The sequence below is a fragment of the Streptomyces sp. NPDC006458 genome (assembly GCF_040612135.1).
GTDB lineage: Bacteria > Actinomycetota > Actinomycetes > Streptomycetales > Streptomycetaceae > Streptomyces.
Map to the genome: position 1 here is coordinate 141,236 of NZ_JBEXPR010000016.1, position 13,071 is coordinate 154,306.

Consider the following 13,071-nt stretch of genomic DNA (forward strand, 5'->3'; position numbering starts at 1 on the left):
ACGTCACCACTTCTTCCCAGCTTCCTTCCGTATTCATTCGCGTGCCCTCGAAGCCGCGAGCCGTCGGCCCGGCCCGCTTTCTCGGAGGCGGGCCGGGCCGTAACTGGGCAAGCGCGCTTCGCGGGGGGCCGGTCAGTGGGCCTTCGCCGCCTCGGCGGTGAGTTCGTGGTGCACGCGCAGTGCCGCGGTCGCGTACGCCACGGGCGACGGGTTGGCACCCTGCACGTCCGTCATGGCCGCCAGGAAGCGTGCGTAGGGCCTGGTCGGCGTCGTCGACGACGTCCTCGATCAGCTTGAACGCCCGCATTGTGAAGCGCCGGATGGCCAGCGGCCGGGCCTTGCGGCCGGCCGTGCCCTGCTTGTCGCGCTCGACCACACACTCGGCGTGAGTGTCCGTCAGGGCGAGCACGCGCAGCATCCGCTCGCGGTCAACCATGTCGGGGGCCATGTCCTGCCACAGCTGCCCGACCCGGACGGGTCCGACGGCGGAGGAGACGGGGGAGGGGCTGGTGCTCATGAGGAACTCCTCAACAGGGGCGAAGGATTGGTGCCGGGCGGGCGCCCGGGGGCGAGCGGAGGAACGGGGGACTCAGGCCGCGGTCCCGGAGGCGGGAGCCTTGAGGATGCGGAGGTTCTCCGCCTGGATCTCGGCGCAGAACCGGCAGATGAGCACCCACAGCGGCATGGACAGCCCGTCGAGCTGGTCATGGAGCAGCTGGGCGGCTTCGTGCATGCCGTGCTGCGCGCGGACCACGTCCATCGAGTCCAGGCCGCGCGCGCTCCGCTCAAGGGACCGGCCGGCGCCGAGCAGGAGGTCGTGGGCCTCGCGGCTGACCGTCTCCAGCCGCAGCGGATGCGCTGGGGTGAGACGGGACGGCGGCGGCGGGGCCGGGTCGAAGGCGGTCGGGCGGGCCCCGCTGTAGCGCGTCGCCCACAGCTCGACCATGTAGACCGAGGCGGCCTGCCAGGCCGCCTCGTCGTGCTCGCCGGTGCGCTCCTGGAACGTCGCGATCGCCCGGTCGAGGAGGACTTCGGCGCGCTCCAGTACCGTGCCGTGGCCGAGGCGGAAGTCCTCTAGGGCCTTGGCGGCCTCGATCACGTGCACCTGGGCCGCGGGGGCGTGATCGGTGAGACTGCGGCGCATCAGGATGTCGCCGGCCTCCACGACGATCCGCGAGCCCGGCGCGGCGGGCTCCCCTGGTTCGGGGGACAGATAGGGCATGGCTGTCGTTCTCCTCAGGTGTCATGTCGGTCGCGGGAGGCAGATCCCGGCGGGCCAGGAGACGGGCAAGTCCCGGCGCTTGCCGCGTCGTTGCGGACACGGCCGCCCTCTCGTCTCTCTCCGGGCGGCCCGGCCAAACGATCAATGACAATACATCTTGAAATCCAATCAGGCAACAATCAAAATACATACTGGAACATCAACAAGACGCTTGCATCCGTCGGGGCAGGTGCGTTAGATTCGCGTTAGATTTGAACTCTGAGGGTGGAGGTGGAGATGGGGGGCAGCGACCCGGTAGCCGCTGTACTCGACCGGATCTCGTTCGACGGCCCGGTGCCGCCACTGCCTGACCCGGCGGAACGGGTCAGGCTGCGCGAGGCGTTCGGCTGGACCGTGACACAGATGGGCCAGGCCAACGACGTTCGCCGCGAGACGGTGTGGACCTGGGAATCGGACCCGCCCCGCACGCCGCGCGGTGAGAAGGGGCAGCGGTACGCGAGGATTCTCAACTACTTCGCCGCCGAGCTTGCTCGCGCCGGCGCGGAGGGTGGCTCCGCCACCTTGGAACCCGAGCCCGAACGCGAGCCCGAGTGGGAGCCGGATGCGGTCGCCGCGGAGGCGACTCCTCTCGAGTTCGAGTTCGACATCGAGGACCCTCCCGAGCTCGCCTGGCCGGACTCCGAGCCCGCCCCGGCCCTCGCGGAGACGGCGGTACCCGAGTTCGACGCGCCCGGCTCCTGGATCGACCTGCCTGAGGGCGTCACCCGGCTGTGCATCCGCTGCGGGCACCCGACGTCGTCCGTCGTAGACGGCCAGCCCCGCCACGTGTACCTCCAGGCCATGGCCGCCATGGGCATGCCCCGCTGCGGCACCCGGCCCACCGCTCAGGCCGAGCCCGCCTCCACCCCGCGTACCGAGACGACGGCGCCCGCGTCCGCCGTGGGCGCCCCAGCCCCCGTCGCACCGGTGGCCACCCCCGCACCGGCGCTGCCCGCTGCCGCTGCACCCTCCGTGCGTCCGCCGGCCGCGCCGCGCCGCCCGGCCACCGCTCCGGCCTCCCGCCGTACGACCCGCACGGCGAAGAAGCCGGCTGCGAAGCCGGTGCCGCCGGAGTACGCCGACGGCCCGCTGGCCGTTCTCGACATCACCGACGGCGCCCTGACCGCGTACCTCGCCGACGGCCGCACCGTGCCGTGCCCGGCCAAGTCCCTCCAGGCCCTGGCCGCGTGGGCACTGGACAAGCGGAAGATCCGCCTGGGCGCGGCAAAGGTCCATGACAACGGCTTCGACCAGGACCCGCTGATCATCCTCACCGAGGGCGCCGTCGCACACTTCGGCCTGCCCACCGACCTCGCGGACCAGGAAGACCTTCGTCTGCCGGCCGACCACAAGGCCCTCAAGAGCCTCACCAAGGCCGGATGGGAACTCACCAAGGCGGGGTTCGGCCCGTGGCCGCGGATCTTCAAGCGCCTCGACGGCAAGCGCCACTGCATCCAGCTCTTCCTCACCCCCTGGGGCGCCCTGGAGAACCGCGTCTGGGGCCAGGCCGGCGAGTTGCCCGCGGGCGACCTCGCCAGGATGCTCGGCACCTACGCCCGCCTGGTCATCACCCCCCGCGGCACCGTCGCCGTCACCGGCGAGGAACTCATGACCTCGCTGCGCCCGCCCACCAAGGCCGAATGGAGCGAGAAGGAAGGGAAGTACGTCTCGGCGAAGGTGCCCCACACCCTCCACACCCTCGTCGACCCCGCCCCGCCCGAGGCCCCCGACGAGCACCCCGTCGTCGCCGCCGACTACCCGGAGGAAGGCTCCCGGCCCGCGAGTGAGGCCCTCGACGAGGAGGCGTGCATCTGGGTCCGCCCCGCCGAGCTGATCACCGACGCCGAGCGGGCGTGTACCCACGTCGCCGCCCTAGACGTGCAGGTGGCCTTCCTGGCGGCGTGCCGCCGGCTGCACGTCGGCACCGGCCCGGCCATCCACTACCCCCGCAACCCCGACTTCGACCCCGACCTGCCCGGCTCCTGGTACCTCGACCTCTCCCACGTCGAGACCGACCCGCGCCTGCCCAGCCCCTTCACCTCCAGCGGCGTACGCCCCGACGGCCCCGGCTGGTACGCCACCCCCACCGTCTCCTACGCCGTCGAACTCGGCGCCGACGTCCGCCCGATGGAGGCATGGGTCCGGGAGACCCACAGCCCCTACCTCCAGCCCTGGTACGACACGCTGCGCGACGCCTACCTGACCGTGATGGCCGACCTCGGCGTCACCAAGGACCTCGACGACGAGGACTTCCTCGCGGCCATGGCCGTCTACAAGGACGGCGACCCGCTGCTGGTGACCCTGTCGAACGCGATCAAGGCCACCGCCAAGTCGGGCATCGGCAAGCTGCGCCAGCGCCCGAACATGGGCGTCGACCACGTCTTCGGAGACCCGTGGCCGGCCCTGAAGAGGCTGACGTGGCGGCCCGACATCCGTGCCATGATCCTGTCGAAGGCACGGACCAACATGCACCGCAAGATGCACAACCTCGCCACCACGGCGGGCCGTTACCCCCTCGCGGTCAACAACGACTGCGTCGTCTACGCCACCGACAGCCTGTCGCCGCTGCCCCTCCTCCTCGGCCCCGATGGCCAGCCGATCCGCGGCGGGTTCCGCCTCGGCGTCAACCCCGGCTCCGTCAAGCACCAGGGCTCCCAGACCATCGACTGGGCGCTGGACCTGCTCGCCGACGGAGTGAACATCGCCAACGAGATCAAGGACGCCTCGCTCGTCCGCGTGGCCTGAGACCAAGGAAACTGACTAACCGTGGGACTGATCGAAGACCGCCTGGAAGAGGCCGCCGAGACCGCCTACTCCCAGCCGATCCCCAAAAGCCTCGGCGCGCGGATCCGTTTCCTGCTGAAGCAGGAGAAGGGTGTCAGCCGTGCCGAGGCTGCCCGTGCGGTCGCTGAGAAGATCGGCAAGTCCCAGCGCACCGTCGAGCGCTACCGTGACGACAAGATCAAGACGGCGAAGCCGGAGACCGCCGCCGTCGTCGAAGCCGAGGTCAAGAAGCTCTGGCAGCCGATCGTCAAGGCGAAGAAGCTCCAGGCCGCCATCACCACCGGCGGCATCAAGGTCGACGTACGCGGCAAGTTCGGCTTCACGTCCCCCAAGGGCACCACCAACGACCCCCGCTACCGCCGCCTCACCCGCCGCCTGGACGCCACCGTCGCCGCCGCCCTCTTCGAAGCCAAAGTGGCCGGCGCCTCCGAGGAAGACCTCGCCCAGATCGTCGCCGACGGACTGCGCGACGACTACTTCACCGACGGCGGCACCCGCGCCACCTCCCTCCAGCAGGTCGAGCTGACCGGCATCGACCACATCCGCTTCAGCATCACCTGACCGCCGACCGCCCCCGGCTGAAAGGACCGGCCACCCGGTGACCGCGACCATCACCACCCCGCCGCTCAAGATCAGGCTGCGCCCGCACCAGTCCAAGGCCGTCCACGCCGCGCACACCGCGCTGCGCCACACCGCCCGGACCTCCGTCGTGATGGCCTGCGGCACCGGCAAGACATACGTCGCCGCGCGCACCGCCGCCCGCGTCGCCCCCCAGGGCACCCGGCTGGTGCTGCTGCCCACCCTGGAACTCCTTGCCCAGACCATCGACGACTGGCGCACCGCCGGCATGAGCGGCCCGGTCCTCGCCCTGTGCTCCAAGCGCCCCAACACCATGGGCGAGTCCGTCGCGTTCACCACCGACCCGGCAGCCCTGGCCGCCACCGTCCACCAGAACCCCCGCCTGACGGTGTTCGCCACCTACCACTCGTTGCACCGCGTCCAAGACGCCCACGCCCGCTTCGCCCTGCCCGCCTGGTCGCTGATCGCCATCGACGAAGCCCACCGCACCAGCGGTGACCTGGGAAAACGCTGGGCCGCCGTCCACGACGACGAGCTGATCCCCGCACACAAGCGGCTCTACCTCACCGCCACCCCCAGGATCTGGTCGGCCGGCGAGCCCGGAGACGACGAGGACGACTCACTCGTCGCATCCATGGACAACCCCGACCTGTACGGCGACACCTGCTTCCGCCTCCCGCTCGCCGAGGCCATCGACATAGACCTCCTGGCCGACTACCGCGTCGTCGTCATGGAAGTCCACGAGGCGACCATCCGCACCCGGCTCGGGATCTCCGACAAGGCCACCGAAGCCGAACTGCGCCAGGCCGCGCTCCAGATCGCCGTCCTGCGCGCCATGGCCGAGCTCGACCTGCGCCGCGTCGTGAGCTTCCACCACCGCGTTGCCGACGCCCATGCCTTCGCCGGCACCCTCCGCGAGACCGCCGCCCTCCTCTACGCCCTCGACGAGACCGGAACCAGCTGCCCCGACCCGGGCGAGCTGTGGGCGACCGGCCTCGACGGCACCCAGGACCCCGCCTACCGCCGCGAACTCCTCGACCGCTTCGACGGCCGCCCCGGCGAGTTCATCGAGCCCGCCCACCGCACCTTGATCGCCAACGCCCGCCTTCTCGGCGAGGGCGTCAACATCCCCAGCATCGACACCGTCGTCTTCGCCGACCCCAAGGAGTCGATCGTCGACACGGTCCAGGCCGTAGGCCGCGCCCTTCGCCAAAAGCCCGGCCAGGGCAAGAAGGCCACCCTCATCGTCCCCGTGTACGTCGCCCCCGGCGAAGACGCCGACGACCTCATGGGCTCCAACCTGTACCGGCCGCTCTGGCGCGTCCTCCAGGCCCTGCGTGCTCACGACGACCGCATCGCCGACCGTCTCGCCGTCCCCCAGCAGCCCGCCCACCCGGTCCCGGACGACGAGGACGAGGAGACGGGCGTGCCCGTGGACGTCGTCTTCGACCGGCCCTTCCCCGCCGACACCATCGCCCAGGCGTTCCGGCTGCGCGTCCTCCACCCCCGCGAGGCATCCTTCCGCCGCGGCCTGGAAGCCGCCACCGCCTACCAGCAGACCCACGGGCACCTCGACGTCCCCCGGCTCTACGACGACGAGAACGGCTTCGCACTGGGCCGCTGGATCAACCGGGCACGCAAGGCGTACGCGGCCGGCACCCTCAAGCCCGCCCAGATCAAGTCCCTCGAACACCTCGGCATCATCTGGAACCTCCAGACCCAGGCCGCCGAACGCGGACTCCTCCACGCCCGCAACTGGGCCAACCGCCACGGCCATCTCGCCGCCCCCACCAGCGAGATGGCCGGCGACTTCGCCCTCGGCCGCTGGCTCACCAACCGCCGAGCCGCCGCCCGCACGCGCACGGACAGCGGACTCGAACCCGACCCCACCGACACCGCGCTCACCGAGATCGACCCGTACTGGAACCCGCCGTGGCCGATCACCTGGCAGCGCCTCTACTACACCGCCCGCACCTACGCCAACGCGAGCATCACCCTCGACGACCTCCCCGCCGATTTCATCACCGACGACGACGAGCCCCTCGGCGAATGGGTCCGCACCCAGAGCACCGACTACAGCACCCTCCACCCCGAACAGCTCCGGCTCGTGCGCGAACTCGGCATCACCCTGATCGAACCCGCCGAAGACGAACCGCCACAGCCCACCGGCCGCGCCGCCCGCCAGCAGCGGCAGCTCGACCAGGGCCTGGCAGCCGTCGCCGCCTTCCGCGACCGCGAAGGCCACCTCCACATCCGCCAACGCGACACCGTCACTCTCGACGGTGACGAGTACAAAGTCGGTCAGTGGCTCAAGAACCTCCGCAAACGCTGGGACGAGCTGCCCCCCGAACACCTCCACGCCGTCACCGCCGCAGGCCTCACCCGCCACCCACAGACACCCGAGGCCACGATCAGCGGCTGAACGTCCCACCCCACCGAGGCCCGGGGTTCCGCCGGCGAAAGGGCCCCGAGCACGAGAGGCACGTATACCCACCATGCGACAGCCATCGGAGAACGCCCGCAGCATGACCGCCTCCGTCGCCCAGGCCCTCATCGCCGCAGAAGACAGCCTCATCGCTCATACGCCAGCACGCCGAGCTCATCTCGCGGACGACCTACGGCGTACCCGACGACTGGACCTGAGGTTCAGGTGAAGGCTGCGCGGTTCATTTCGGAGATGGTCTGGCGGCGGCGGTCATCGAGTGTGCGTCCCCACTTGGTGTTGGAGTAGTACACGAACCGTCCGGTGGCGGGTTCCCGGAAGTCGATATTGCATCCGACGGCTGTGTGCGTGTGGTCGCACAGGCAGGTGCAACTCTTGTCGTCGACTTCCCAGCCGAGTCCGGTGGGGCCGTTCCCAAGGAGCCGAATGAGGTCCGGGCACGGAGGACCGTCGGTCGTCTCCAGGCGGAAGTTCCCGCCGATGGCGCTCCAGGCGTCGGTGCTGTTGATCGAGCCGGGGCCGGCGGTCGCCCGGATTCGGCGAAGCAAGGGTGAGAAAAGCGAGGCGGGTTCGAAGGACGAGGCTGCGGTGGCGGCGTAGGCGGCGCGTTCCACAGGTGTCCAGTCCGGCTCGCTTTGGAGCAGGTCGTAGTCGGCGGTGAGCCGGTCGACGATGCGTTGCCACCACCACGGATTGAACCCGGTCAGCATGATGCGGGCTGGCATTCCAGGCCGGTGAAGGCAGATCTGGCTGCCTTCACGACGAAAGCGGAGGCCGGCCACGCCGCCGACCTGGTCCCGGGGGTCCAAGGCATCTTCGCTGCTCAGGCGGGGGAGGAGGAACTCAGCCCAGTAGTGGACGACGTACGGCTCGTTGACGACCCGGATCGTCAGTTGATCTTCCTTGGGTCGGACGCGGACGATGCCCAGGGGGTGCTCGGAGAGGCCGCCGATCTTGCAGCATGCAAGGAAGACCGCGGTCTCCAGCTGCGCCTGCTCCGGGTGACGGGCTGCGGGGATAGGGAGCGCTTGGCCGCTTTCCCCGAGGAGTGTGCAGAGGGCCTGGTGGGATTCGCCGGTGCTGCGGCGGCGGTCTTCGGTGAAGGCCAAGGCGGCCAGAGGGGGCATGATCGCTTTTCCGCGCCGGACCGGCCCCCTGATGACGCTCTTTGAAATCGGCCACCCCCTGCTCAGGGGTGGCCCCACACCTGCTCGCGATTCCCCAGTCTGGAGTGAGATGACCTCCGTGGGGCAGGGGGCCGGTTTGTTCCTCGGCCGATGATCAGGGCTGGTTCGCGATCCGCCGGCCGAGCTGTTCGAGGAACTCCTGCAAGCTGGACGCGGCGACCTCGAAGTCGTCAAACCAGGAGGCGGTGGTGGACTTCCAGACTTGTCCGCTGTCTCCGATCGCAAACAGATGGCCCCCGCCGTCGCTGGCGAAGACCAGTGCGATTGATTCGCCGTCGATCGGAGCGGGGCCGTACTCGCGGAAGTGTTCCGCAGCCGTCGCAGGTGAGTGGATGAAGTACCCGTTGTCGACATCGGGCAGGGAAGCCTCGCTGATCACCCAGTAGAGCGTGGTCAGGTCGGATGGGATCGGTGTCAGGTCCACGAGTGCGTCCGTCGCCTGGTGGCTGTCGTCGGTTGCAAGCGTCACGGCGTTGTGACCGGGCGGGAAGCCGTGCGTCGGGAGGAAGGACTGCATCAGCTTCGTCAGCGCCGCGTCGGCCTGTTCCCGCCAGGACCGGACCCACTCCGCGTCAAGCCGTTCACCAGGCACGTTTCCCCCTCGCATGCGAATGGGACCCGCCGGCGCGAGCCCGGAAGAACATATCGGAGGGCTCAGCATGGAGTGCGATGGGAACCGCGCTCTTCCGATCCGCGGCTCCTGGGTCGGCCAAACCTGCTCAGGCGATCTCCCCACTCATCGTGTGATCTTGCCCGGCGTGTCGAACTGGGATCGGTGTGTCGTGGAGAGCCTGCGTGCGCAAGTTCGGCCTGGTCGGGGGCCTGGATGCTCACGCGGGAGGAAGACGTGGATGCTCATGCACTGCGTCGTCAGGGTTGGACGATCTCGGCGATCGCACGTCATCTGGGACGTGACCGCAAGACGATCCGTGCCTATCTGAACGGCGACCAGGTCCCTGGCCAACGACGGCAGAGCCCGGACGCCTTCGTGCCCTTCCTGCAGTACTGCCGGCAGCGGCTCGCCGATGACCCGCACTTGTGGGCCTCGACCCTGTTCGACGAGGTCAGGGGCTTGGGCTATGAAGGCGGCTACTCGACCTTCACCCGTGCGCTTCGCCGCTACCAGGTCCGCCCGCACTGCGAACCGTGTCACGCCGCCACGGGCCGGAACGTCGCGGTGATCGCGCACCCGCCGGGCGAGGAGATCCAGTTCGACTGGCTGGAGCTTCCGGACGCGCCCGAGTCGTGGGGAGTGGGCGAGCACGCTCACCTGCTGGTCGGGGCACTCGCGCATTCGGGCCGGTGGCGGGCGGTGCTGGCGGAGTCCGAGGACCTCCCGCACCTGGTCCAGGCCCTCGACCAGGTGGTCCGCAAGCTGGGCGGGACCGCAAGGCGGTGGCGCTTCGACCGGATGGCCACGGTCTGTTACCCCTCCAGCGGGCAGGTCACCGCATCGTTCGCTGCTGTCGCCAAGTACTACGGCGTCGGAGTCGACATCTGCCCGCCTCGTCGCGGCAACCGCAAGGGCGTCGTCGAGAAGGCCAACCACTCGGCAGCCCAACGCTGGTGGCGCACGGTTCCCGACGCGCTGACCGTCGTCCAAGCCCAGTCTGGCATCGACAAGCTCGCCGTCCGCATGGATGAACGCCGCCGGTCGGTGGACGGGATCAAGGTCACCGTCGGTGAACTCGCTGCCGCTGAAATGCTGCTCGACGTCCCGGTCCGACCGTTCCCGGCCGAGCTGGAGGTCGAGCGGACCGTGAGCCCGCAGTGCCTCGTTTCCTTCGACGGGAATCTGTATTCCGTCCCGCCGGGACTCGCCGGCGCCCAGGTCAGGGTCCTGCACCGGCTTGGTGAGAGCCACCTCGACATCGCCACCGCCGGGCGGGCCGTGGTTGCCCGCCACCGCCGGGCGCCGCGCGGCGCCGGCCAGACAGTGCGGGATGCCGGACACGTCGTCGCCCTCGAACGCGAGGTCCTCGCCTCCTTCTCGGACCGGGCTCCCTGCAAGAACAAGGTCCGCAGGCCGCCCTCCGAGGCCGCGCGGGCGGAAGCTGAGCGGCTGCGCGGCCAGCAGGCCGCCGCTGGTGATCCTGCCGAACGGGTCGTGATCGACCTGTCCCACTATGCCGCCGTGGCCGACCGGCTGCGGACCGTTCCCTCACCGAAGGAGGAGAACACGGAGTGAGTACGTCCCCGATGCAGATGAGCGAAGCACGCCGCTTCCAGCAGCTGCGAGGCCACCTTTCCTACCTCAAACTCAACGACGCCGCCGAAGCACTCAACCGGGTGCTCGACCAGGCCCGCGCCGAACGGATGTCGCTGACCGCCGCACTGGAACGACTCCTGGAGATCGAGGTCGAGGCCACCGAAGCCCGTCGGCTCGCCGCCCGCCTCCGGTTCGCCTGCCTGCCCGAACCCTGGACGCTGAACGACTTCGACTTCGCCGCCCAGCCCGGTGTCGACGAGAAACTCATCCGGGACCTGGCCACCTTGCGCTTCCTCGACGACGCCTCCAACGTCCTGTTCGTCGGCCCTCCTGGCGTCGGCAAGACCATGCTGTCCGTCGCCCTCGGCCGGGCCGCGGTCGACGCCGGCCACCGCGTCTACTTCACCACCGCCGCCGAGCTCGCGGCCAAGTGCCACAAGGCCGCCCTCGAAGGACGCTGGAAGACCTGCATGCGCTTCTTCGCAGGCCCGAAGCTTTTGATCATCGACGAGCTCGGCTATCTCCCGCTTCCCGAGGACGGTGCCTCCGCTCTGTTCCAGGTGATCAACCAGAGGTATCTGAAGTCGAGCACGATCCTGACGACCAACGTCGGCATCGCCGACTGGGCCGGAGCCTTCGGTGACGCCACCGTGGCCGCTGCCATGCTCGACCGGCTCCTGCACCGGGCGGCCGTCGCTGGCATCGACGGGCCTTCCTACCGGCTCCGCAATCACCAGACCCAGGCCGACACCATCCGCAAGGGAGTGAACGCCCGTGTCTCCTGACAGCGGCACCACCTCTCTCAGTCCCCGATCCACCAACTGCCCTGTCTGCCAGAGCAAGTTCGTTCCCCACCCGCGGCAGATCTACTGTTCTCCCCGCTGCAAATCCGCAGCCCACCGGCTCCCGCCCGCACCCCCAGCAGCCCACACCTGCCCCGTCTGCCAGGGCGTCTTCACCGCCCATCCCCGCCTGCGGCAGATCTACTGCTCACCCAACTGCCGCCGCGACGCGGAGAAGCAGCGCAACCAGGAACGCGACGAACTGCGGGCCATCCGACTCGGCGAACAGCAGCCCCGACAGACTGCGACGGCCGCAGCCGGCTCCGCTCGGCAGGAGCAGGCCCTGACCCCCACCGCCGTCCGGAACTGCCCGCACTGCGATCAGCCCGTCACCATCGTCGCCCTGCTGGCCACCCCGGAAGCGGCCCGTCCCACCATCGCCAGCAGGGTTCCCGAGATCACATCCCTGCGGCGGACTCCGTGAACACCGCGGGCAACGACTTCAACTGACCGTCACCAATCAACAGGGCCCGGCGACCTTCGGTCGCCGGGCCCTCACACGCGCTCTTCGCTCCCCAGATTCCCCACTCACTTCAAACTGCACCGAAGTGGAGGGAAGAGCGTCCCTGGCCGATTTCAGAGATCCTCATCACCCCCGGCGGCGAGCGCTTAGTACGGTGGTCCTGTCGGTGTGGTGCGAGCGGTGAGACTTCTGGCCGGTCCTCGGCGAAGGAGCTGCGGGGGCTTCTTCCATCGCGCGGCCGGGCGTTCACGTTGCCCAAGCTGATGACATCGGGAGCCCGGCGGCCAGTCAAGGAGGCGCAACGGCCGGTGCCCCATCCGGCAACGAGGTACGCCCACCTCTTGCCGCGCCGCCCGGCGGCTTTCCCCGACGTGCGACTTCCCCACCGCACAGGCCGACGGTGATGAGTTGCGTCCGACGCGCGGCCCGCGCGCATGAGCAAGCGGTCAGCCGACGCCCTTGGGGGGCGTTCCGATGTGGGGTGGATAGTCGGAGGACCCGGGGGGCGAGTTATCCATCAGGACGTAGCCGTGTGCGGCCATCACTTCCTTCTGGAACTCCACGATGAGCTCGGCACCCTCCTTGGCTCGGGAAGTGTCGTTGCCCGCGCCGGAGGAGAAGAAGCGGACCAGAGCGCCAGCCGCGGTGTCCCCGGCATCGCAGGTTCGGCACAACTCCAGGCTGATCGGTTTTCCGGACGCATCGAGTTGGGGCATCTGCGCGGCGAGGATGAGCGGGCCGTTGCATCGGGAGCAGGAGGGCAGGTCGCTACTGCGCTGGATGGACACGTGAGCCATGGCGCCCCCTTGATCGCTGGGAGCGCCATCCAACCTCCAACGAAAGGGCTGGTCAATGGTTTTGGTGGGCCTAGAGCCGAGGGCCAAGTCGAGGACCGCCCGCGGAGACCAGTCAGCCCTTGCCCTCGGGGGTGGGGATGTGGCTCCGGCAGTGTCAGGCCCCCGTGTCCAGTGGAAACGTTGTCCAGTGCGTGCGCCAGTTTTCGGCGTCGGCCATGGCTGCTGCTCCTCAGCTGTACTCGTAGCGAGCGGCCCGGTCATCCATCTCGCGGTCGTACTCTTCGAGCCGGTGGAGGAAGGGGGCGAACGCCTCCTGGGCCTGGGCCGCGGTGATCTGACCGGTCTCGATGGCGGCGAGGAGTTCCAGAACGGCGGGGAGCTCCACGGCGGCGCCGTAGCCCGGCTTGTCGGTGCGGTGCTCGGAGTAGACGGCGCCTACGGATCCGCGGACGCCGGGCAGGACGAGGGGGCCGGCGTTGATGTCGCGGGTGACGTCGTACGGCATC

The 13,071-nt window shown here is 69.6% G+C and carries 11 protein-coding genes and 1 pseudogene; 6 read left to right on the forward strand and 6 right to left on the reverse strand.

All coding sequences use genetic code 11. The features are described 5' to 3' along the window. Nucleotides 1-132: 132 nt before the first annotated feature. Both ABZZ79_RS22600 and ABZZ79_RS22605 read right to left on the reverse strand, forming a co-directional pair. Nucleotides 133-517, reverse strand: a pseudogene (locus ABZZ79_RS22600) (DUF6354 family protein). Between the two features lie 72 nt (nucleotides 518-589). Further along, on the reverse strand, nucleotides 590-1,222 hold the full coding sequence (locus ABZZ79_RS22605; RefSeq protein WP_356691351.1) for a hypothetical protein: 633 nt from the start codon (nucleotides 1,220-1,222) through the stop codon (nucleotides 590-592). Between the two features lie 276 nt (nucleotides 1,223-1,498). Here ABZZ79_RS22605 and ABZZ79_RS22610 point away from each other — a divergent pair, with 276 nt between their 5' ends. Genes ABZZ79_RS22610 through ABZZ79_RS22620 form a run of 3 tightly spaced genes read left to right on the forward strand, consistent with a single transcriptional unit; the run spans nucleotide 1,499 to nucleotide 7,046 of the window. Next, on the forward strand, nucleotides 1,499-4,006 hold the full coding sequence (locus ABZZ79_RS22610; RefSeq protein WP_356691353.1) for a transcriptional regulator: 2,508 nt from the start codon (nucleotides 1,499-1,501) through the stop codon (nucleotides 4,004-4,006). A gap of 21 nt (nucleotides 4,007-4,027) precedes the next feature. Beyond that, nucleotides 4,028-4,606 (forward strand): terminal protein TpgA1, encoded by a 579-nt coding sequence (locus ABZZ79_RS22615; RefSeq protein WP_356691355.1) that lies wholly within the window; start codon nucleotides 4,028-4,030, stop codon nucleotides 4,604-4,606. Between the two features lie 37 nt (nucleotides 4,607-4,643). Then, entirely contained in the window at nucleotides 4,644-7,046 is a 2,403-nt protein-coding gene (locus ABZZ79_RS22620) for a Helicase associated domain protein (protein ID WP_356691357.1), read from the forward strand. A 224-nt stretch (nucleotides 7,047-7,270) separates the two neighbouring features. Here ABZZ79_RS22620 and ABZZ79_RS22625 read toward each other — a convergent pair whose 3' ends face one another. Next, nucleotides 7,271-8,194 (reverse strand): hypothetical protein, encoded by a 924-nt coding sequence (locus tag ABZZ79_RS22625; RefSeq protein ID WP_356691359.1) that lies wholly within the window; start codon nucleotides 8,192-8,194, stop codon nucleotides 7,271-7,273. Nucleotides 8,195-8,348: 154 nt separating this feature from the next. Then, nucleotides 8,349-8,846: a hypothetical protein gene (locus ABZZ79_RS22630; protein ID WP_356691363.1), complete on the reverse strand. Its 498-nt coding sequence runs from the start codon at nucleotides 8,844-8,846 to the stop codon at nucleotides 8,349-8,351. Between the two features lie 255 nt (nucleotides 8,847-9,101). On the opposite strand from ABZZ79_RS22630, the gene ABZZ79_RS22635 reads away from it, so the two are divergent. Genes ABZZ79_RS22635 through ABZZ79_RS22645 form a run of 3 tightly spaced genes read left to right on the forward strand, consistent with a single transcriptional unit; the run spans nucleotide 9,102 to nucleotide 11,729 of the window. Beyond that, the gene (locus tag ABZZ79_RS22635; protein WP_356691365.1) at nucleotides 9,102-10,442 is read left to right on the forward strand and encodes an IS21 family transposase; all 1,341 of its coding nucleotides are present in this window, start codon (nucleotides 9,102-9,104) and stop codon (nucleotides 10,440-10,442) included. Further along, nucleotides 10,439-11,248, forward strand: coding sequence for an IS21-like element helper ATPase IstB (gene istB / locus ABZZ79_RS22640; protein ID WP_356691367.1), 810 nt, complete (start codon nucleotides 10,439-10,441; stop codon nucleotides 11,246-11,248). Before ABZZ79_RS22635 ends, istB begins: the two co-directional genes overlap by 4 nt. Continuing rightward, nucleotides 11,238-11,729 carry a hypothetical protein gene (locus ABZZ79_RS22645; RefSeq protein WP_356691369.1) on the forward strand — a complete coding sequence of 164 codons (492 nt, stop codon included), beginning with the start codon at nucleotides 11,238-11,240 and terminating at the stop codon, nucleotides 11,727-11,729. The genes istB and ABZZ79_RS22645 overlap by 11 nt, the downstream gene beginning before the upstream one ends. A 485-nt stretch (nucleotides 11,730-12,214) precedes the next feature. Here the strand turns inward: ABZZ79_RS22645 and ABZZ79_RS22650 are convergent, their stop codons facing one another. Both ABZZ79_RS22650 and ABZZ79_RS22655 read right to left on the reverse strand, forming a co-directional pair. After that, nucleotides 12,215-12,565: a DUF6300 family protein gene (locus ABZZ79_RS22650; RefSeq protein ID WP_319656778.1), complete on the reverse strand. Its 351-nt coding sequence runs from the start codon at nucleotides 12,563-12,565 to the stop codon at nucleotides 12,215-12,217. Between the two features lie 229 nt (nucleotides 12,566-12,794). Continuing rightward, a complete protein-coding gene (locus ABZZ79_RS22655; RefSeq protein WP_053679643.1) occupies nucleotides 12,795-13,070 on the reverse strand; it encodes a hypothetical protein in 276 nt (91 codons plus the stop codon). Nucleotide 13,071 lies beyond the last annotated feature (1 nt).